Origin of the sequence: Photorhabdus asymbiotica (genome assembly GCF_003634575.1) — a bacterium.
GTDB classification, from domain to species: Bacteria; Pseudomonadota; Gammaproteobacteria; order Enterobacterales; family Enterobacteriaceae; genus Photorhabdus; species Photorhabdus asymbiotica.
This window is the reverse complement of sequence record NZ_RBLJ01000001.1, coordinates 591,130-612,282: the sequence shown is the minus strand read 5'-3', so window position 1 is coordinate 612,282 and position 21,153 is coordinate 591,130. Positions and strand designations below refer to the sequence as shown.

The window sequence follows — 21,153 nt, the reverse complement described above, 5'->3', positions numbered from 1 at the left end:
TTAATATAGCTGAATTTCTGACCGTGAGAGGTTGAGAGAAATTAAAGTGTGACAGTTATAACAAACGGCATATATCGGCTTCCCATCGGTAACCAAGCCCATAAATGGAGCGGATGAATGTTTTGTTGCTGTCTAATTGTTCCAATTTGCGACGCAGGTTCTTAATATGGCTATCAATAGTACGGTCTGTAACGATGCGGTGGTCGTCATACAGATTATTCAGTAATTGATCGCGGGAAAGCACTCGCCCTGGCCGGATAGCCATCGTTTTTAGTAACCGGAATTCAACCGGAGTTAAGTCCAATATCTTATCGCGGTAACGTGCCTGAAAGCAGGCTTCATCAATTTGCAGGTCGCTTTGCTTGACAATATCTTGTGGTCGGTAGCAGCGACGGAGAATGGTTTTCACTCGTGCAACAATTTCACGTGGGCTGTACGGTTTACAGATGTAATCATCTGCCCCGATTTCCAACCCCAGTAATCGGTCAATCTCTTCAGTCTTAGCGGTGACCATAATAATAGGTATGTCAGAAAAACAGCGGATTTCACGACAGACAGATAAGCCATCACAACCTGGAAGCATTAGATCCAGTAATATAATATCTGGATTATGTTGCTGTACGTAAGGAACGACTTCATCACCACGCAATAGCCATTGGGTCTTGTAATCAGCTGCGTTTAGATAATCAATCAGTAATTGACCAAGTTTTGGCTCATCTTCAACAATTAAAACAGTATGATGTTCAAATTCTGTATTCATAGCGTTTCACAATCAGGGGATTTTATTAGCGGTAATTCTATGTTAATTCTCAGGCCACCTAAAGGTGAGGGTTCAGCATGGATCGTACCATTATGTGCTTCAGTGATGTTATAGCAGATAGCCAGCCCAAGCCCTGATCCACCACTGGCGCGGTTTCGTGAAGATTCACTGCGATAGAAGCGTTCAAAGACCCGCTGACATTGTTCTGGTAACAAGCCGGGTTCGCTGTCCTGCCAGTTCAGTATAAAATGGCTATCATCAGAGTTGCCTTCAATCATCAGTTTTCCATTTTTAGCGGTATAGCGAAGGCTGTTTTCCAGTAAATTATGAAATAGTTGAGTCAACCTGTCTGGGTCAGCAAATAGCATGACAATTTCAGGTAGCTTAACATCCACCTGAATTTGCTTATCAATAAAACGTCCACGGTAAGATGCTATGGCAACCTGAAGTAACTCACTGATATTGATAAATCCTTTCCGATATGCCAACGCTCCACGATCTGATAGAGATAGTTGGTGCAGATCATCAACTAGTTTGGTTAATGTGGTGATCTCTGCCAGTAATGAATTCAGCGTTTCAGATGTTGGTTTGCGAACACCGTCCTGTAAAGCTTCCAGTTCACCCCGCAATACAGAAAGAGGAGTGCGCAGTTCATGGGAAATATCTGCCATATAATCGCGCCGCATTTGCTCATTTTTTTCCAGTGTGCTGGCAAGTTGGTTAAAATTGTAGGCAAGCTGACCGATTTCATCTTTACTTGATGGTGTCACTCGGACACTAAAATCGCCGGCTGCTAGTTTATGTGTCCCCTCAACCAGGCGCTTAACGGGCTTTAGCATACCGCGAGACAACAATAATGTGGCTATGATTGCCAGTAAAGTAGATAGGCCTGCAATTATCCAGCTTGTCAGTTGTTGCTGGCGATCAAAACTGATATCAGCCTGGCGGGTAATTTTGTCAGACGTACTGACAATTACCCATCCAACTATTTGATTATTATAATTAATTGGTTCTCTATAGGTATCTGGTGGAATTTCACCTTCATGACCGACCAATAATTTCATATCTCTGTCCACGACCCAAAACTGAGTTCTCCAGCCACGGGGTGGTGGGCCTTGGTGGCTTTCACTGGTTTGTTCAATAGAACGGATTATTTGAAAGATGATCCGATTATTCTTCTTTAAGAATTTCCAGCTACCATATTGTTGATATTGCTCAGCAAGTGCTTCAGCTAACATAGAAGTGCGTAGCTGGATATTTTGTTTTATATAACCAATAAAACCACGCTGAAAACTGCTTCTGACACCCCAGTGCATAGTGATAAGTACCAACATACAAGTAGCGAAGATAGCCATAAATAATTTACTGCTGATACTTAGTTTCATGATTGTCCCGTAATTTGTCTGGTGGCGCGCCGTTGTTGCCATCTTTCTCTTAATCGATCAAAACAAAGATAAACCACCGGTGTGGTATATAGTGTCAAAAGTTGGCTCATGACCAGGCCACCAACAATGGTAATGCCTAATGGTTGGCGCAATTCCGCGCCGTCGCCGTTACTCAAAACTAATGGCAGGGCACCAAACAAGGCGGCGAGTGTAGTCATCAGAATTGGGCGGAAACGTAACAGGCTAGCTTGGAATATCGCATTACGAGCACAGATATTGCCGTTACGTTGAGCTTCAATGGCAAAATCCACCATAATAATGGCATTTTTTTTCACGATACCAATCAACAACATGATGCCTATTAAGGCTATCAGGCTGAATGGAGTGTTAAATAGTTCTAATGCCAACAGAGCACCAATACCGGCAGAAGGTAAGGTAGAAAGAATAGTCAGTGGGTGGATATAACTTTCATACAATATTCCTAACACCAGATAGACGGTGATAATCGCAGCCAGAATCAGGAATAACTGTGATTTCACTGTTTCTTGAAAAATTTGAGCAGTGCCTGCAAAAGTGCCGCGAACAGTTGGAGGTACACCAAGCTCAGTGATGGTCCTTTCAATAGCATTGATAGCATCGGAGAGGGTATAACCTTCAGGTATGTTAAAGGAAATGGTAGAAGCAGCAGAGAGTCCCTGATGATTCACACTTAGCGGCGCATTAGCGGGCTGCCAGTGAGCAAAATAGGAAAGTGGAATTGCCTCTCCTTTATTGTTAATAATAAACATTTTTTCCAATGCACTGACATCTTGTGTATATTCCGGTGCAACTTCCATTACAACTTTGTACTGATTCAGTGGCTGATAAATAGTAGATATTTGTCGCTGACCAAAAGCATTATTTAGTAAGCTATTTGCTTCACTGACATTAATTCCCAGCCGTGACATGGTATCGCGGTTATAGGTTATTGCCATTTCAGCGCCTTTGTCTTCTTTATCTGAATTCACATCGGCCAATTGAGGCAATTGTCCTAATGCTTTACGAATAACCGGTTCCCATTTGCGTAGATCATTGAGGTCATCTGCCAGTAATGTAAACTGGTAGCTTGCATTACTTTGACGACCACCCGCCATGATGTCTTGTACTGGAATTAGAAACAGATTTGCCCCTGGCTCATTAGCAAGTTTGATTCTCAGGCGTGAAATAACTTGTTCAGCATTGTTTGAGCGCTCTTTTAGCGGCTTCAAAGAGATAAACATAAAACCTCGGTTTACCTGCCAGCCGCCAGTAAAACCGGTAACGTTATCTACTGCCGGGTCGGCATTGATTATCTGCATAAAATTTTTCATTTTTTCATGCATAGACTGGAAAGAGATACTTTGATCTGCTCGGACAAATCCTAACAACCGGCCAGTATCCTGTTCTGGGAAGAAAGTTTTTGGAATATTGATATAGAGCCAAACATTTAGGGCGATAATGCCAGCCAGAATTAACAGTACCCAGCGACTATGATTAAGAACCCATGTTAGGGAGCGTCCATAACCTTGCTGAATTTTTAGCATGACCTTGCCAAACCCGCGGATTTTTTTCTGGGCTTTGATGTGTTGGGATTTCAGCAAGTGAGCACACATCATTGGAGTCAATGTTAAAGAGACCAACAACGAGATACCGATTGCTGTTGTTAGAGTAATAGCAAATTCACGGAACAGCCGACCAACCAACCCATCCATGAGCAGAAGAGGGATAAAGACCGCGACCAGCGAAATACTCATGGAAAGGACGGTAAAGCCCACTTCTTGAACACCTCGTAGCGCTGCTTGCATAGGTTTAATACCTGCTTCAAGGTGACGGGAAATGTTTTCCAATACCACAATAGCATCATCAACGACGAATCCTGTTGCAATCGTCAGTGCCATCAGGGAAAGATTGTTAAGGCTAAAACCGCACAAATACATGGCGGTAAAAGTTCCAATGAGTGAAACAGGTACGGCAATCGCTGGGATTAATGTTGCTCGGCCAGAACGCAGGAACAGGAATACCACCAAAATGACTAGTCCGGTAGCAATTACCAGCGCATGCTCCACTTCTGCTAATGAAGCGCGAATAGTTGGTGTACGATCCTGAGCAACTTTAAGTTGAATAGAAGCGGGGATGGATTCACGTAATGCAGGTAATTGTTCACGAATACGGTTTACCGTGGCGATGATATTTGCGCCAGCTTCACGGCGAATGATAAGTAAAATCGCTGGCTCACCGCCAGACATACCGGCTGCTCTGACATTCTGAACCGAGTCTTTTATATTCGCTACATCTTGTAGTCGCACGGGTGAGCCGTTTTTGTAGTGGACGATTATCGGGCGATAACTTTCAGCGGTTTTCAGTTCATCGTTGGTTTGGATCTGCCAGCGTTGCTGATCTGAATCCACATATCCTTGTGGGCGGCGAACATTTGCATTGCTGATAGCTTGACGCACTGTATCTAGAGAAACACCTTGATTAAACAGAGCGTTAGGATTCAATTCAATCCTCACCGCGGGTAGAGAACTTCCTCCAACAGAAACTTCACTGACTCCTTCGACTTGTGCAATTTTCTGGGCGAGTTGAGTAGACGCTAAATCATAAAGTTGCCCCTGATTGTAGGTATCAGAAGTCAGTGTCAGGATCATAATGGGGGCATCGGACGGATTTGCTTTGTAGTAACGTGGTCTGCTGTGCATACCGGAGGGTAACATATTTTGAGCGGCATTTAGGGCTGCCTGTACATCCCGTGCGGCGCTATTAATATCACGGCTCAGGTCAAATTCAAGCGTGATATTTGTATTGCCAAGTGAACTACTGGACGTCATCTCATTGACACCGGCAATTCGGCCTAATGCCCGCTCCAGCGGAGTAGCAATAGATGATGCCATTGTTTCCGGTGATGCTCCCGGTAATGAGGCATAAACGGTGATTACTGGGAAATCCACTTGCGGCAAAGGGGAAACCGGCAATAGGGTAAAACCTAATAATCCGCATAGGGTTATAGCTAAACTGAGCAGCGTTGTGGCAACAGGGCGCTGGATAAATAAAGCAAAAAACTTCACCGTAGCTCCTGATTATTAATAGATGAATTATCCAGTTCGCCGGGTTTGCGATTACGGCGATAACGTGCCAGTTTGTCAAACAGTAAATAGACAACCGGAGTTGTAAACAGCGTCAGGATCTGACTCATAATCAGTCCACCAACCATACAAATTCCCAATGGACGGCGTAATTCGGCACCTACACCGGCACTGAGCATCAATGGTAAAGCACCGAACAATGCGGCCATTGTGGTCATCAAAATCGGACGGAAACGTAATAAACAAGCCTGATAAATTGCTTCATAAGGGGGTAACCCCTGTTCGCGTTCTGCGGCTAGAGCAAAGTCGATCATCATGATAGCGTTTTTCTTCACAATACCTATCAGTAGGATAATGCCGATGATCGCAATCACATCCAGTTCTTGACCTGTCATCATCAGTGCCAGCAGTGCACCAACTCCAGCTGTTGGCAGTGTGGAGAGAATCGTTACCGGATGAATAAAGCTTTCGTATAGTATTCCCAACACGATATACATGGCGGTAACAGCGGCAGCGATTAGCCACAATGTATTTCCGAGTGCGCTTTCAAATGCCAGTGTTGTTCCCTGAAATTTAATCGTCATATCTTTTGGCATTTCAATGAGTTGTGCTGCATTGCGAACAGCATTGACTGACTGTTCAAGAGAAGCATTTCCCGAAACATTGAAAGAAAATGTTGTTGCAGGGAATTGGGCCAGATGGTTAATTGCTAACGGGCCAAATCTTTGTTCAACAGTAGCGATAGTACTGAGTGGTACGATATTGCCATCAGTTCCGTTGAGACGAATGTTATCAAATGCCGCGAGTCCCGGAGTCGATTTCATATCATGTTCTAGCACAACTCGATACTGATTTGCCTGAGTATAAATGGTTGAAATCAGGCGTTGGCCGAACGCATTGTAAAGGGCATTATCTATAGCAGCCATTGAGATACCTAACCGACTAGCAATGTCTCTGTCCACTTTGATATAAGCGATCAGCCCTCGCGCTTGCCAGTCACTGCTGATATCAACCAGTTCTGATCGCTGTTTCAGTTCAGCCAATAATTTCGGTACCCATATACTCAATTCATCCAGGGAAGTGGCTTGCAATGTGAATTGATATTGGTTACGTGTAACCTGAGTATCAATTGTCAAATCTTGCATCGGTTGTAGGTAGAGCTTTACGTCTGGTATGGAAGCCATTTTTCCCTGTAAACGCGGGATAATTTCAGCGATTCTGTCGTTACGTTGGTTGATTGGTTTCAGCGTAATTTGTAGCCGACCATTATTTAGCGTTGGGTTACTACCGTCAACGCCGACAAATGTAGTGACATTTTCTACTGCTGGATCTTGTAATAATAAGGACGAAACTTGTCGCTGTTTATCTGCCATTGCAGAGAAAGATATTGATTGCGGTGCTTCCAATGTTCCCTGAATCAGTCCGTTATCTTGTAATGGGAAGAAACCTTTTGGAATAATGATATAGAGCAGGGCTGTTAACGCCAGCGTGCTTAGGGCGATACCAAGTGTGATCAGCGGGTGGTTTAGTGCTTTTTTCAGCCATACGGTATAACCAGCAATTATCCGTTTGAAAAAGTGTTCACTAGCCTGTTCAAAGCGGTTGTGCTTTACCTGTGATTCTGATTTGAGCATTCTGGCACACATCATGGGGGTTAATGTCAGCGAGACAACGGCAGAAATCAGAATTGCAATGGCTAGAGTAATGGCAAACTCACGGAAAAGACGGCCAACGATGTCGCCCATGAAAAATAACGGGATCAACACGGCGATCAAAGAGAAAGTTAGGGAGATAATGGTAAAACCGATTTCACCTGCACCTTTCAATGCTGCGGCCATCGGTTTCTCGCCTTGTTCTATATAGCGGGAGATATTTTCGATCACCACAATTGCGTCATCCACCACAAATCCAGTGGCAATGGTGAGAGCCATAAGTGTCAGGTTATTAATGGAAAAGCCGCAGAAATACATTATTGCGAATGTACCGACCAGCGAAAGGGGAACTGCAATACTTGGAATAAGGGTTGCGATGCCGCTACGTAAAAACAGATAAATCACCATAACAACCAGCACAACTGCCAGTAGTAGCTCAAACTGAACATCTTTTACTGAGGCTCGAATCGTCGTTGTGCGGTCAGTCAGGATTTTTATATCGACAGATTTTGGCAAACTGCTAATGAGTTCCGGTAACATTTGACGAATGTTATCTGTGGTTTCAATGACGTTGACCCCCGGCTGGCGCTGAACATTAATCACAATGGCCTGTTTACCATTTGCCCATGCGCCTAGTTTGCTATTTTCGGCTCCTTGTTCAATAGTTGCTACATCTTGTAATCGTACTGGTGCACCATTTTTATAGGCAATGATCAGTTTGCGATAATCATCAACGGATTTCATCTGATCATTGGCTGAAAGCGTGACAGAACGGGTTGGTCCGTCAAGACTGCCTTTGGCTGAGTTAACATTGGCGCTGTTGATGGCGGTACGGATAGTTTCGCTATCTAATCCCTGAGCAGCGACAGCTTGAGCATTCAGTTTCACTCTAACTGCTGGGCGTTGACCGCCGGCAAGTGTCACCAACCCAACACCATTTACCTGTGAAATTTTCTGTGCAACACGGGTTTCCACCATATCTTGAATCTGAGTCATCGGCATGGCATCGGAGGTTACTGCCAGTGTCAAAATGGGGGGATCAGCGGGGTTAACTTTGTTGTAAATAGGAGGATAGGGCAAGTCATTGGGTAATAAATTGCTGGCAGCGTTAATGGCAGCCTGTACTTCCTGTTCAGCTACATCCAATGGCAATGTTAGTTGAAATTGTAATGTGATAACCGAAGCGCCGCCGGAGCTTTGGGAGGCCATTTGTTTAAGACCGGACATCTGCCCAAGTTGACGTTCTAATGGCGCTGTTACCGCAGAGGTCATCACATCCGGACTTGCGCCAGGGTAGAATGTGACTACCTGAATTGTGGGATAGTCCACTGCCGGTAAAGCGGACACGGGCAACATGCGATAGCCGATAATTCCTGCCAGTAAGATCGCTACCATAAACAACGTGGTCGCGACAGGACGCAGGATAAACTGGCGAGATGGCCCGCCTCCTGGGATCTGGGCGCTCACCTGCATCAGGAATTCTCCGCCTTGCTATTATGTGGTTGGATTTTAGTTTTATTTACCATCGGAGTAACGATATCTACCTGATCGCCGTCTGTCAGTCGGTCGATACCATCAGTAACCACTTTGTCACCTTCTGTTAGGCCAGTGCTGATAACAACGCGTTGGGCATCCTGTAATTTGACCGTAACCAAGTGTTTACTAACTTTGTTATTTTCATCCAGTATCCAAACAAAATTCCCTTCATGACCCATTTGCAGCGCGGCGCTTGGGATCACGACTGCGTTTTCCAATGTATCGACTTTGATACGAATATTAACGAACTGATTTGGGAATAGAATTTCATCCTGATTGGAAAAACGGGCCTTGAGTTTAATCGTGCCGGTAGCGGTATCGATTTGATTATCGATACTTAACAATTTTCCCTCGGCAAGTTGTTGTTGGTTACTGCGATCCCATGCGCTGACAGCAACGTCATGATTCCTTTTTTGAGCCTGCAAAACCGCATTGATATCGTTTTCAGGCAGTGAAAAGAGCGCATCGACGGGATCAGTTTGTGTAATAACTACAATAGGGGAATTGTTACCACTGGAGATAAAATTTCCCACATCGATCTGTTTCAGGCCCACTCGACCAGAAATTGGTGCAGTGATACGGCTGTAAGTGAGTTGAAGTTTTGCATTATCAATGACGGCTTGATCAACTTTTAGGCTAGCTTCATATTGGCGAACAAGTGCCTGCTGATTATCCATGTCTTGCTGGGAAATAAGTTTGGTGTTTGCCAGCTTCTGATAGCGCTTTAGATCCTGATGAGCATTAACCAGTGTGGCTTGATCTTTGGCAAGTTGGCCTTCAGCTTGTGCTAATTGAACCTGAAAAGGACGTGGATCAATTTCTGCCAGTAAATCACCTTGTTTAATTTGTTGCCCTTCTTGAAAGTGTAGCGCCATAAGCTGACCTTCTACCCGGCTGGTCACGGTGACTGTCTTTGCAGCTTGAATGGTGCCAAGTCCGGTTAGAAAACGGGGTACAGTCTGTTTTTGGGCAGTGGCAGCCTGAACGGGAGGTAAAGGAGGGTGCCTTGAGACAGAGGATTGTCCAGATACACTGGATTGTGCATTTTTCGTTTGAGGGGCAGAAGATGTTTTAAATTGGTGCCAGACAAATATAGCTGTAGCTATCGTAATGGTAGCTAATGTGGCTAATATTGCACGGAAAAGGCGGTGTTTATTATTTTTATTCATTTCTTCGGCATTCTCTCAAAGCTCAAGGTATGACTTGATTTATGTACGGTTGTATTATCGATTTAATCGTATGTTATTAGTTTAGCTAGTGAGGATAGACTAAAAAATGGAGGAAATGTGGAAAATATGTCAAGGAAACGCTTTTTAAGGTAAATTAAGGCGTTTTTTGTCATTTTTTTCGAGACGGCTCCAAAAATTATGTAAATGATATTTTGTCGCTTTAATTTTTTCGCAATGATTAGAGCATATATTTATTTTTTTATAAAGATTCAGGTCAATTATAAAACACAGATAAAGTAGAAAGGATGGAAATAGACATCATTTTTAGATGATGCTTCAGTATGGTTTGAGAGAGATAAATTTAATGAAAAACTTTAATTGTTTATGTTAATAATTTTTTTCATTATTTTATGTATATACCCGTGCTCATTGAAACTGCTTGATTTTCGCCCAAATGAGGTTCAGGGTATCCGTCATGAAAATATTCATTACCGACGAACAAAAAGCCGAACTTGAACACCTTCATCACACCTGCCGTGATAAGCGGGAGTGTGATCGTATCAAAGCGGTCCTGCTGGCCTCTGAGGGCTGGAGCTCTGTCATGATCGCTCAGGCCCTGCGCCTGCATGAAATGACCGTTAATCGTCATATCAGCGATTACCTTAATCACCGCAAACTCAAGCCCGACAATGGCGGCTCTCAGAGCCACCTCAGCGAAACACAGACGAAGGAACTTATCGCTTATCTGACCGCGAATCTTCTGCCCACCACACAGGCGGTTATCCACCTTGTCAAAGAAGCGTGGAATATCAGTTACACCGTTCCCGGCATGAATAAATGGCTGCACCACAATGGATTTAGTTATAAAAAACCGACCGGCGTGCCACACAAGTTCAACGCGGAACAGCAGCGGGCCTTTATAGAAACCTACGGGAAACTCAAGCAGGAAGCCGGAGACAATGAGCCCATCCTGTTCATTGATGGCGTCCATCCCACTCAGGGGACGAAACTGGCTTATGGCTGGATGCGTAAAGGCCAGAAAACCGTAGTGAAAACCACGGGAAGCCGTACCCGTCTGAACCTGATGGGAGCCCTGAATCTGGCCGATATCAGCAAAACAGTCGTACACGAATATGATCGTATCGACAGTTATCACATCGCAGAATTCTTCATTGCCCTGCGTGAAACCTATCCGGTCAGTCAGAAGGTTCATATTATCCTTGACGGAGCCGGTTATCACCGGAGTGAGTTGGTGAAAGACTGGGCTTATGTGATGAATATTGAACTTCATTACTTACCGCCCTACAGCCCAAATCTGAACCCGATAGAAAGGCTGTGGAAAGTGATGAATGAACAAGTCAGAAATAATCGTTACTTCGCCTCGGCGGCCTTGTTCAGGCAGGCAATACATCACTTTTTTACGGAAATATTACCGGAACTTGCCGGGAGTCTGTCACGCCGTATTAATGACAATTTTCAGATTCTGAATCCTGCATCTTCAAGTTAAGCGGGTATATACCTAATAGATTTCAAGATGCATCGCGACGGCAAGGGAGCGAATCCCCGGGAGCATAGATAACTCTGTGACCGGGGTGAGTGAAAGTAGCCAACAAAGCAGCAACTTGAAAGGTGAAGGGTATATAGGGCTATTAGGATTGTATCCCGTCAAATTATCTATTGATAATGCGCTGTGAAATAGATCACATATTCGCTATATATCTCTGTGCGTCTTGTTTCTTTATTCTAGAAAAAGGTCATATGACTTTTTTTTAGAGGAACTTATAACCTAATGTAAGGGACGTTATAAAGAGGAGGTGCGATGAGACATGTAATTATTGATACAGATACGGCTTCCGATGATGCAATCGCATTGTTGATGGCGTTACGGGAGCCTTCAGTTTTTATTGAGGGTATCACGATTGTCGCAGGTAATTGTACTGTCGCTCAGTGTAAGAAAAATGCGTTAGTCAGTATCGAAAAAGCGGGGACGTATATTCCACCGGTATATGAAGGAATGAGTAAACCATTATTTAAAGAGCACCATACTTCATATCACATTCATGGAAATGATGGCATGGGTGATATGAATCTACCAGAATCTCCGTTAATAGCGGAAAACAAACATGCGGTAGATGCAATTATTGATATCGTGAAAAAATTTCCTGGTGAGATAGAAATAATCACATTGGGACCATTGACGAATATCGCAATGGCAGTCTTAAAAGAGCCAGATTTGCATAAATTTGTCAAAGTGATTTATATTATGGGCGGGGCCGGATTGAAATCTGGGAATATTACACCGTTAGCTGAATTTAATATTTATGTAGATGCTGAAGCCGCACATATAGTATTAAATTCTGGACTGCCTCTTATATTCTGTGGGTGGGAGTTAGGTATGGAAAACGCTTTTATTAATGAAGTTGATATGGATAAATTAAATTCTTTAAGTGATCTTGGTCGGTTTGCAGTGAGATGTAATAAGACATTGATTGAATTCAATGCGGGAAGAACTAATAGAAAAGGGTTTGATTTGCCTGACCCTATAACTATGGCTGTTGCTTTATATCCCAATGAAATGATAGAGGATAAATTAGAGGTGTATGGTTATGTTGAATATCAAAGTGCGCGTTCATATGGGCATTTAGTTATTGACTCAACCGGTCTTCTCAATAATCCTCATAATATGACTTTGGTGACTAGAATCAAGGATAGTGTATTTAAGAATAAATTATTTACATTGTTATCATAATTTTAATGATATATACCCTATGGATTTTAAGATGCTTCGCGACGGCAAGGGAGCGAATCCCTGGGAGCATAGATAACTCTGTGACTGGGGTGAGTGAGTGCGGCCAACAAAGAGGCAACTTGAAAGATAACGGGTATAGAAGATAAAAGATGAGTTTTAATCCTGATTTACTGAAAAAAGTAGAGTTACATACGCACCTTGATTCTGGGTTGAGTTATCATTTTATTAAAAAACTTGTTCCTGATATTACACCGTGGGCATTTTGTAAAAAGTATATAGCCCCTGAAAAATGTCGTGATTTAGGCGATTTTTTGGGTAAGATCAGTCCTTCATTAGATTTACTGCAAAAAAAGGACGTAATAGCTGATGCTGTCGAAGATCTTTTTATACAATTAAAAAAAGATAATGTAGTCTATGTTGAAATTAGATTTGCTCCTTTATTTCATCTTCGTTTGGGATTAAGTGACCGCGATATTGTCGAAACTGTTATCGAGGCAATGAGAAATACTTCGGTTAAATATGGTATAGAAGCAAGTTTAATATTATGTACATTGCGGCATTTTTCAGAGGATCAAAGTTTGAGAACAGCATATCTTGTTAATGAATACTGTAATTATGGTGTTGTTGCTCTCGATCTTGCTGCCGATGAGGCAAAATATCCACTCAATGCTCATTTGAATGCATTTAGAATAGTATTGGAAAATGGTGGTAATGTTATTGCCCACGCGGGAGAAGCTAAGGGGGCTGAAAGTGTGAGTGAGACTATACCCTATGGATTTCAAGATGCATCGCGACGGCCAGGGAGCGAATCCCCGGGAGCATAGAGAACTCTGTGACCGGGGTGAGTGAGTGCAGCCAACAAAGAGGCAACTTGAAAGATGACAGGTATATTAATAAATTAAATGTTTCTCGTATAGGTCATGGTGTAAGAAGCATTGAAGATCAAGATGTTATTGATCTTATTATAGAAAGGAATATACATCTAGAAATATGCCCTACATGTAATATTGTTTGCGATGTTTATGATGTCTATGAAAGCCATCCAGTTAATTTGTTAAAACGGATTGGTGTAAATATTGGGATTAATACGGATACCAGAACAGTTGCAAATATAACTTTATGTGAAGAATATTTGAAGATTAATCGATATTTTGATTGGCAGTATATACCCAATAGATTTCGAGTTGCAGCGCGACGGCAAGTGAACGAATCCCCAGGAACATAGATAACTATGTGACAGGGGTGAGTGAAAGCAGCCAACAAAGCAGCAACTTGAAGGATGAAGGGTATAGTGATTTTATTGAAGTAAATTTGAATACATTACACTCATCTTTTTGTAGTAAAGAGCTTAAAAATAAATTAGAAAGAGAGATAATTAGATTGTAGTAATGAAAAATTAAATTCTGTTTATTTTCTGTTGAATATGGCAAGTTTTATCAAAAAACATTATCAATTTCTAGAAAATGGCGTTACAGTGAAATTGAGAAAAGAATGAGATACCGTGAATAGTAGACTATACTCAGTCATGGGGTGGTTTAAAAGGGGCGGGAATAAGTATGTGTCGGGATAAAGTGAAAAATTATATTAGCAAGTATCACCTTAATAGTATTTTTTTACCAGAACTTATTAAAGAATTAGATATTGTGGAAATTGAAAAAAATGCTTATCTTACGTACCAGTCGTCAAAGTTCACTCATCTATATATTCTGGTTGATGGTAAATTAAAGGTTGAATTTTGTAATGTTGATGGAAAATTCTTTGTTTTTACATTTGCCACTCCCCTTTTTCTTGTAGGAGATTTAGAGCTTTTTCATGCCCGAAAAAATAGCTTCATTAATACTATCTCTGCTCAAGAACATTCAGTGCTTTTGTCAATTCCATTGGCAGCAGTGAAAATTTTTGGATTAAATGATCCTTGTTTTCTTGAGTTTGTATGTAACCAACTCAGTAATAAACTTTTTGAGTCTTCTTTATTTCAAACTGGGGTGTTTCTTAATGTTGAAGAAAAATTAAAGAGATTTCTTTACTATAATTCGAAAAAAAATGGATCTTTATTTTCATTAGAAAAAAGAGAAAATTTAGCATCTGTTTTAGGTGTTTCAGTTAGGCAATTAAATCGAGCTATTAAGAGCTTAAATGAAAAAGGGATAATTATATCAAAGAATAAAAAGGTTAAAATCATTGATTACTGTTCACTGGAGAATAATATTGAATCTTAATTTTAAAAGATGAGAATGAAGATTAATATATACCCTATGGATTTCAAGATGCATCGCGACGGCAAGGGAGCGAGTCCCCGGGAGCATAGATAACTCTGTGACCGGGGTGAGTGAGTACAGCCAACAAAGAGGCAACTTGAAAGATGACGGGTATATTGTAATTATCAGATGACTGAGTTGTTAACAGGATAAATAATGTAGTAATAAATATTGCAAGATTTTATTTTTCAGCCAAACAGGATTGGAATTATTAACAATTTTATTTGGTAGATTGGATTTGATATAGTCAATGATAGTGTTATTTATGCTGTTACTATCTGGTGTTATTATTGGTTTTTCAATGATACATTCTAATATTTTTCCCTTAAATGTTTTATGTAAGAATATGTTTTCCTGTGCTTTTATTTCATTTGATGATTTCCGATTTTCTCTGGTGTAGTCTGTTTATTTTTCTGATGATGATCCAATGCCGCAATAGATGAATAAGTAAAACGACCGAATAAAATTAGAAAACTGATAAGTAAAATTAGTTTGGTAATTTGAGATCGTTTCTTTTTCTTCATAAATTTAGGCTGCTATGCTGATTCTTCTTCTATTTCCAGTTGCCAACCAGTAACATGGTGCCAATAGTCCTGCTCTTTTTCTAAATCAAGTTGCATCAGGGTATTTTCCGATAAATAATTGTGAGGTAGATAGAGTGTCCAATGACTATCATCAGTTGCCAGTCTGAGTGATGTAGGAGTTGTTGTGGATTGGCGCTGATTGTTAAGTAAAGTAGCCAAGCGTAGGATTTGAATTAATGGCAAATATTGTTTTTTCTTAAATAAGTTGAATTTTGGTAAATCATCCAGTTTTATTGTTTTGCGATGATAGCGAACCAGTGTCGCCAGCAGCAATTGTTGTTCCTGATTAAAGCCAGGTAAATTAGTATGTTGGAGAATATAAGCAGAATGCCGCTGTAATCCGCTTAAGTTAATGTTTAGTCCAACTTCATGTAACATTGCCGCCCAATGTAAAATAGCTTCGAGTTGAGGTTGCACTAATTTTGAGTTTTGGGTTGCCCACTGTTTATAAAGCACTTCGGTAGTGTCAAGTACACGCTTTGCCTGTTCTCTATCAATATTATAGTGTTCAGCCAGGCTTTTGGCGGTTCTCCGGCGAATATCCTGATGGCGAAAGCGACCTTCCATTTCATATAAAACACCTTCGCGTAAAGCGCCATCTGATAGCTGTAATTCTTTTATATGCAAGGCATCGAATACACCGCATAAGATAGCCAGACCAGGAATAAAAACGTGTTTACGATCATCGGATAATTCGGGCAGATTAAGGGTTTTAAGTTTTTTGAATTTAAGAACTTCTTTGACTAGCATTTCTAGTCGTTCTGGTGTGATTAATCCGTCTTTTTCTCCCATTGCGACTAGTACTTCATAAACCGCTTTGATTGTTCCGGATGCCCCAAGTGCCGAATTCCAGCCTGTAATTCGGTATTGCCATGAGAGATTTTCCAGTTTTTGGGCTGCTTCAAGTCGTGCTCTGCTGAATCTTTCTGCACTAATGTCTTCGTCAGGAAAAAATTGGTGAGCAAAACTGATGCATCCCATTCGGCGACTTTCAACCAATAAAGGGTTAAAATTTTCACCGATCACTAATTCGGTGGAACCACCACCAATATCAATCACCAGCTTACGATCTTGTTCTGGTTGGGTATGTTCCACTCCCATATAGATCAGACGGGCTTCTTCATGGCCGGAAATAATTTCAATCGGGTAGGGGATAACTTCTTTTGCCCGTTTGATAAACTCCTTTGCGTTACTGGCTTCACGTAAGCTGTGGGTCCCTACCAGACAGACGTTGTCCGCCGGAAAGCCTTGTAACCGTTCAGCAAACAACGCAAGACAGGCCAGACCGCGTTCCATTGCTTCTTCGCTTAATTCATTTTTATGATTAAGACCGTAAGCAAGGTAAACACGTTGTTTTAAACGGCCAAGAATTTGTAAGGCACCGTTAACAATTCGTGCAATGACCATATGGAAACTGTTTGAACCCAAATCGATAGCGGCAATTTCCATTGGTCTGGGCGTGGACTTATCGTGTATTAGCGGCATAAATTAAACTCTTGCTTCGGGTTGTTCGAGGGATTTTATGTAATCATAAATAGCCATTTGCGCGCGGATCTTCCGTTTATTGCCACGTAGCACATAACGGTTGCTCAATTCTTTATCGACATAACGGGCTTTCACCGTATCATTGAATTGCAATTCAAGAATATCTAATACACGTTGTTTCAACTGTGGATCAAGCAGACAGACGGCAACCTCAATCCGGTAGTCGATATTACGGGTCATCCAGTCGGCAGAGGAGAGAAAGACTTTTTCGTCTCCATTATTGGTAAATACATAAACTCGATCATGTTCAAGGAAGCGGTCAACAATGCTGGTAATTTGAATGTTTTCGCTAAATCCCGGCTGATTGGGCACGAGTGAACACATACCGCGTATCAGTAGGCGTATTTTTACACCCGCTTCTGAGGCGTCGTATAGACGATCTACTAACTCTTTATCAACAAGGTTATTAATCTTTAACGTAATTCCCGCAGGTTTAGCCGCTCTGGCATTTTTTATTTCTTGTGAAATAAGTTGGTTGAGCATTGCACGAGAATTTTGTGGCGAAACCATCAGATTTTCAAATTTAACCGGACGATAGGGGTTTTCAATGAAGTTGAATACCCGGCGTACTTCGTTGGTAATTTTCGGATTTGCTGTTAGCAGGGAATAGTCTGTATAGAGACGAGCTGTTTTTTCATTAAAGTTACCAGTGCCGATATGGGCATAACGAACAATTTCTTCGCCTTCCAGGCGGGAAATAAAAAATAGTTTTGCGTGAATCTTGAGCCCCGGTGCGGAGAAGATAACATGTACTCCCGCTTCGGTTAGTCGTTTAGCCCAGTGAATATTGGCCTCTTCATCAAACCGCGCTTGCAGTTCAACAACAACGGTAACTTTTTTACCGTTATGGGCAGCATGAATCATTGAATCAATAATGCGAGAATCTTTTGCCACCCGATAAATATTGATTTTGATGGAAAGCACGCTTGGGTCGAAAGAAGCCTGGCGTAATAATTCCAGCACATGTTCAAAGGTATGATAGGGATAATAGAGTAGAACATCCTGTTCACGGATGGCATCAAAACCATTGCGGAAATTATCAAACCAGATGTGCCGTAATCTCGGTAGTGGTTTATTCAGTAAGTTTTTCTTTCCCTCATTGGGAAACTTAATGAAATCTTTAAAATTGTGATAGCGTCCACCAGCAATTACGGAGTCATCATTTGATAAGCCAAGTTTGTTACGCAGTAATTCCACCATTTCATCTGGCATTTCCCTTTGGTAAACGAACCTTACCGGTTCCGCAGTTAATCGTTGTTTCAATGTAGATGACATCAATTCAAGTAAACTGGATTCCATCTCTGTTGCCAAATCATATTCAGAGTCGCGGGTCATTTTCATGGAATAGGCATTCAGTGAATCATAATCGAAGAAGCCTTTGAAAATTTCATCAAGACAGTAGCGTAGAATATTGTCCAGCAAGATCATTGATTTGCGGCGGCGTGGCATTTCAGGCGGTAAATTAACGAAACGGGGAACTTTATCTGATGGCAGCTCCAGTAATGCATATTGAATATTTTGGCCACGTATAATTTCGATCGCCAAATAGGTGTAATCATCTTTCAAGAATTCAACCAGATTTGTTTCCGGATTGATCAGGATAGGAGTGATATGTGGCCGCAGATGTTGACGGAAATATTGCCTTAACCAGATTTGCTGATTAGGTGAAATTTGTCGTTCATTGATCAGGAAAATTTGATTGCGGGCCATTTCTAACAATAATTCATTATAGAGCACATCAAATTCTTGATCGGTTTTGGCTACTTTGGCTTGAATCTTTTTCAGTACGTGCCGGGCGCTGCTGGCAGAGCCCCGTTCTTCATTAATCAGGATTCGTCGTTTAACATCAGCAAACCGGACTTTGTAGAATTCATCCAAATTATTAGAGTAAATACCCAAGAACCGCATCCTTTCAATTAATGGATTGCTCTTATCCGCCGCTTCCTGAAGCACACGTTCGTTGAATGATAACCAACTAAGTTCTTTCTCGGTATAGAGCTTGTCTTGGGACATTGTTACTCCAGATGTTAAAGTAAAAGTATTGAAATTTGGTCGCTGCCAGTCGCTAAAATTTCGGTCATAATTGCTGGCTTAGGCTTTGTCACCCGCCTTAGATGCAAAATATTGATGTTGGAAAATACACATGCGAATTGCCGTGCGGTAACAGCCATTAATAAAGAATTCATCTATTAATTCGCCTTCAATACAGAAACCCAGCTTATTATAGATATAAATAGCTTTGGCATTCTCTTTATCAACAATCAGGTAGAGTTTATACAGATTGAGGACGGAAAATGCGTATTCCATCGCGAGTTTTGCCGCTTTAGTTGCATGTCCCTGACCTTGAGATGCTGGAGCGATAATGATCTGAAATTCTGCTCGGCGATGGATATAGTCGATTTCGACGAGTTCGACCAATCCAACTTTAGAATCAGAACTCTCGATAATAAACCGGCGTTCGTTTTGGTCGTGAATATGTTTGTCATAGAGATCGCTTAACTCAACAAAAGCTTCATAAGGTTCTTCGAACCAGTAACGCATTACGCTGGCGTTGTTATCTAATTGATGGATGAAAGGTAAATCTTCCCGCTCAAGTGGACGTAACCTGACAGGTGGAATATGAGAGCCACCAGACATTTGACACCTCGGTGTTTTTAGTAAAAGGGTATTATTAATATAGTTTGCAGTGCTGGGTATCTTACCACAGCACTGTAATTAGCGGTTAGTAAATAGATTATTCTGTAGCGTAACCTTGTGGGGGAAGAGAATTCCCATCTAAATACGCCTTGCCATTGAGCATACTCAGACGTCCTTCGACAAACCAGTTGATCACTAATGGATAGATATTGTGCTCCTGAGTTTGAACCCGCTTAATAATGTCTTCTTCCAGATCATCTGCGAAAATAGGGACTTTGGCTTGCAGGATAACTGGACCGCCATCCAACTCTTCTGTTACAAAATGAACCGAAGTTCCGTGCTCTGTGTCACCATTTTCTATTGCTTTGCGGTGAGTATGCAGGCCGGGATATTTGGGCAACAAAGAAGGATGGATATTCAGTAGGCGACCAAGATAGTGCTGAACAAAGTCAGACGTCAGAATACGCATATAACCCGCGAGAACAACTAAATCTGGTTGATATTGATCAATGGCGTGTTTTAATGCTTCATCGTAAGCTCGACGATCTGCATAGTTTTCAGGGCTGATGGTATGGGCTGGAATATCTGCTTGTGTAGCTCGCAACAAGCCGTAAGCGTCTGCGTTATTACTAAATACTGCACAAATCTGCCCACCGATTTTATTCAGCTGACAGGCATCAATCACCGCCTGGAGATTGCTGCCGTTGCCAGAGATTAATACAACGATGTTTTTCATTTAATAACAACCTGTTGTTCACCTGCTTTCAGTGTAGCAATTGTACCGATTTGCCAGGCTTTTTCACCAGCCGCATTGAGCAATTCAACAGCATGTTCCGCTACTGTTTGTGGTAGTGCAATCACCATGCCGACACCACAGTTGAATGTACGATACATTTCATGACGGCTGACGTTACCGGTTTGTTGTAGCCAGTGAAATATTGCAGGCCATTGCCAGCTGGATTCATTAATCTGTGCTTGGGTATTTTCAGGCAAGACACGCGGGATATTTTCCCAGAAACCACCCCCCGTCAGGTGAGCAATAGCGTGAACGTCAACTTTTTCAATCAGGGATAAAACGGATTTAACATAAATTTTTGTTGGGGCAAGTAGGTGATCTGCCAGTGGTTTGCCTTCAAGCTCTGTTGCTTCTGGGTTTGTATTACTGACTGACAGAATTTTGCGTATCAGAGAATAGCCGTTTGAGTGTGGACCACTGGCGGCTAGAGCGATCAGAGCATCACCCGCCTGAACCTTGCTGCCGTCAATGATTTCTGATTTTTCAACGACACCAACACAGAAGCCAGCAACATCGTAATCTTCACCATGATACATTCCTGGCATTTCTGCGGTTTCACCGCCCACCAGAGCACAGCCAGATAATTTACAACCTTCTGCGATACCGGTGATAACACTGGCTGCTGTATCAACATCCAGCTTCCCAGTTGCATAATAATCAAGGAAGAACAGAGGTTCTGCACCTTGGACAACCAGGTCATTAACGCACATTGCAACTAAATCAATGCCGATAGTGTCATGACGTTTGAGATCCATTGCCAGACGTAACTTGGTACCAACACCGTCGGTACCGGAAACTAGAATGGGTTCACGGTATTTTTGTGGTAATGCACATAAAGCACCAAACCCACCTAAACCGCCCATGACTTCTGGACGACGGGTCTGTTTTACAACACCTTTAATACGGTCTACTAAGGCATTACCAGCATCAATATCTACACCGGCATCTTTATAGCTAAGAGAGGTTTTGTTGGTCACTGCG

16 protein-coding genes are annotated in these 21,153 nt (G+C 41.9%); 6 read left to right on the top strand and 10 right to left on the bottom strand.

The genetic code is table 11. The annotated features are described in order from the left end of the window. Positions 1 to 55 precede the first annotated feature (55 nt). From baeR to BDD30_RS02615, 5 genes are read right to left on the bottom strand one after another with little or no spacing between them, the layout of a single operon-like run. Complete coding sequence (gene baeR / locus BDD30_RS02635; RefSeq protein ID WP_015833905.1) at positions 56 to 760, bottom strand: envelope stress response regulator BaeR; 705 nt, start codon at positions 758 to 760, stop codon at positions 56 to 58. After that, positions 757 to 2,145, bottom strand: coding sequence for an envelope stress sensor histidine kinase BaeS (baeS, locus tag BDD30_RS02630; RefSeq protein WP_015833906.1), 1,389 nt, complete (start codon positions 2,143 to 2,145; stop codon positions 757 to 759). Before baeS ends, baeR begins: the two co-directional genes overlap by 4 nt. Further along, complete coding sequence (gene mdtC, locus BDD30_RS02625; protein WP_015833907.1) at positions 2,142 to 5,228, bottom strand: multidrug efflux RND transporter permease subunit MdtC; 3,087 nt, start codon at positions 5,226 to 5,228, stop codon at positions 2,142 to 2,144. The genes baeS and mdtC overlap by 4 nt, the downstream gene beginning before the upstream one ends. Next, positions 5,225 to 8,371 carry an MdtB/MuxB family multidrug efflux RND transporter permease subunit gene (locus BDD30_RS02620; protein ID WP_015833908.1) on the bottom strand — a complete coding sequence of 1,049 codons (3,147 nt, stop codon included), beginning with the start codon at positions 8,369 to 8,371 and terminating at the stop codon, positions 5,225 to 5,227. Before BDD30_RS02620 ends, mdtC begins: the two co-directional genes overlap by 4 nt. Continuing rightward, positions 8,371 to 9,603 carry an MdtA/MuxA family multidrug efflux RND transporter periplasmic adaptor subunit gene (locus BDD30_RS02615; protein WP_015833909.1) on the bottom strand — a complete coding sequence of 411 codons (1,233 nt, stop codon included), beginning with the start codon at positions 9,601 to 9,603 and terminating at the stop codon, positions 8,371 to 8,373. Before BDD30_RS02615 ends, BDD30_RS02620 begins: the two co-directional genes overlap by 1 nt. Positions 9,604 to 10,078: 475 nt before the next feature. Here BDD30_RS02615 and BDD30_RS02610 point away from each other — a divergent pair, with 475 nt between their 5' ends. The 6 genes from BDD30_RS02610 (at position 10,079) to BDD30_RS02585 (ending at position 14,571) form a co-directional block, all read left to right on the top strand. Next, on the top strand, positions 10,079 to 11,110 hold the full coding sequence (locus tag BDD30_RS02610) for an IS630 family transposase (RefSeq protein ID WP_041381472.1): 1,032 nt from the start codon (positions 10,079 to 10,081) through the stop codon (positions 11,108 to 11,110). A 312-nt stretch (positions 11,111 to 11,422) separates the two neighbouring features. Beyond that, entirely contained in the window at positions 11,423 to 12,352 is a 930-nt protein-coding gene (locus BDD30_RS02605) for a nucleoside hydrolase (protein WP_015833910.1), read from the top strand. A gap of 149 nt (positions 12,353 to 12,501) precedes the next feature. Continuing rightward, positions 12,502 to 13,176: an amidohydrolase family protein gene (locus BDD30_RS02595; protein ID WP_015833911.1), complete on the top strand. Its 675-nt coding sequence runs from the start codon at positions 12,502 to 12,504 to the stop codon at positions 13,174 to 13,176. 8 nt (positions 13,177 to 13,184) lie between these two features. Next, on the top strand, positions 13,185 to 13,577 hold the full coding sequence (locus BDD30_RS02590) for an amidohydrolase family protein (RefSeq protein ID WP_015833912.1): 393 nt from the start codon (positions 13,185 to 13,187) through the stop codon (positions 13,575 to 13,577). An 8-nt stretch (positions 13,578 to 13,585) separates the two neighbouring features. Then, positions 13,586 to 13,738, top strand: a complete 153-nt coding sequence (locus tag BDD30_RS23390) for a hypothetical protein (protein WP_015833913.1) — start codon at positions 13,586 to 13,588, stop codon at positions 13,736 to 13,738. A 185-nt stretch (positions 13,739 to 13,923) separates the two neighbouring features. Continuing rightward, entirely contained in the window at positions 13,924 to 14,571 is a 648-nt protein-coding gene (locus BDD30_RS02585) for a Crp/Fnr family transcriptional regulator (protein WP_015833914.1), read from the top strand. A 575-nt stretch (positions 14,572 to 15,146) separates the two neighbouring features. Here the strand turns inward: BDD30_RS02585 and ppx are convergent. The 5 genes from ppx to purM all read right to left on the bottom strand — a co-directional run bounded on the left by ppx (position 15,147) and on the right by purM (position 21,149). Then, on the bottom strand, positions 15,147 to 16,679 hold the full coding sequence (gene ppx, locus BDD30_RS02575) for an exopolyphosphatase (protein WP_015833916.1): 1,533 nt from the start codon (positions 16,677 to 16,679) through the stop codon (positions 15,147 to 15,149). Positions 16,680 to 16,682: 3 nt separating this feature from the next. Then, positions 16,683 to 18,752 (bottom strand): polyphosphate kinase 1, encoded by a 2,070-nt coding sequence (ppk1, locus tag BDD30_RS02570; protein WP_015833917.1) that lies wholly within the window; start codon positions 18,750 to 18,752, stop codon positions 16,683 to 16,685. Positions 18,753 to 18,830: 78 nt separating this feature from the next. Next, a complete protein-coding gene (gene speG / locus BDD30_RS02565; RefSeq protein WP_041381780.1) occupies positions 18,831 to 19,376 on the bottom strand; it encodes a spermidine N1-acetyltransferase in 546 nt (181 codons plus the stop codon). Between the two features lie 97 nt (positions 19,377 to 19,473). Beyond that, a complete protein-coding gene (purN, locus tag BDD30_RS02560) occupies positions 19,474 to 20,112 on the bottom strand; it encodes a phosphoribosylglycinamide formyltransferase (protein WP_015833919.1) in 639 nt (212 codons plus the stop codon). Continuing rightward, complete coding sequence (gene purM, locus BDD30_RS02555; RefSeq protein WP_015833920.1) at positions 20,109 to 21,149, bottom strand: phosphoribosylformylglycinamidine cyclo-ligase; 1,041 nt, start codon at positions 21,147 to 21,149, stop codon at positions 20,109 to 20,111. Before purM ends, purN begins: the two co-directional genes overlap by 4 nt. Between the last annotated feature and the right edge of the window lie 4 nt (positions 21,150 to 21,153).

Excerpts from the sequence above, each read along its gene's own strand:
- baeR (WP_015833905.1), bottom strand. The coding sequence starts at position 760 with ATGAATACAGAATTTGAACATCATACTGTTTTAATTGTTGAAGATGAG.
- baeS (WP_015833906.1), bottom strand. The coding sequence starts at position 2,145 with ATGAAACTAAGTATCAGCAGTAAATTATTTATGGCTATCTTCGCTACT.
- BDD30_RS02620 (WP_015833908.1), bottom strand. The coding sequence starts at position 8,371 with ATGCAGGTGAGCGCCCAGATCCCAGGAGGCGGGCCATCTCGCCAGTTT.
- BDD30_RS02615 (WP_015833909.1), bottom strand. The coding sequence starts at position 9,603 with ATGAATAAAAATAATAAACACCGCCTTTTCCGTGCAATATTAGCCACA.
- BDD30_RS02610 (WP_041381472.1), top strand. The coding sequence starts at position 10,079 with ATGAAAATATTCATTACCGACGAACAAAAAGCCGAACTTGAACACCTT.
- BDD30_RS02605 (WP_015833910.1), top strand. The coding sequence starts at position 11,423 with ATGAGACATGTAATTATTGATACAGATACGGCTTCCGATGATGCAATC.
- BDD30_RS02595 (WP_015833911.1), top strand. The coding sequence starts at position 12,502 with ATGAGTTTTAATCCTGATTTACTGAAAAAAGTAGAGTTACATACGCAC.
- ppx (WP_015833916.1), bottom strand. The coding sequence starts at position 16,679 with ATGCCGCTAATACACGATAAGTCCACGCCCAGACCAATGGAAATTGCC.
- ppk1 (WP_015833917.1), bottom strand. The coding sequence starts at position 18,752 with ATGTCCCAAGACAAGCTCTATACCGAGAAAGAACTTAGTTGGTTATCA.
- speG (WP_041381780.1), bottom strand. The coding sequence starts at position 19,376 with ATGTCTGGTGGCTCTCATATTCCACCTGTCAGGTTACGTCCACTTGAG.
- purN (WP_015833919.1), bottom strand. The coding sequence starts at position 20,112 with ATGAAAAACATCGTTGTATTAATCTCTGGCAACGGCAGCAATCTCCAG.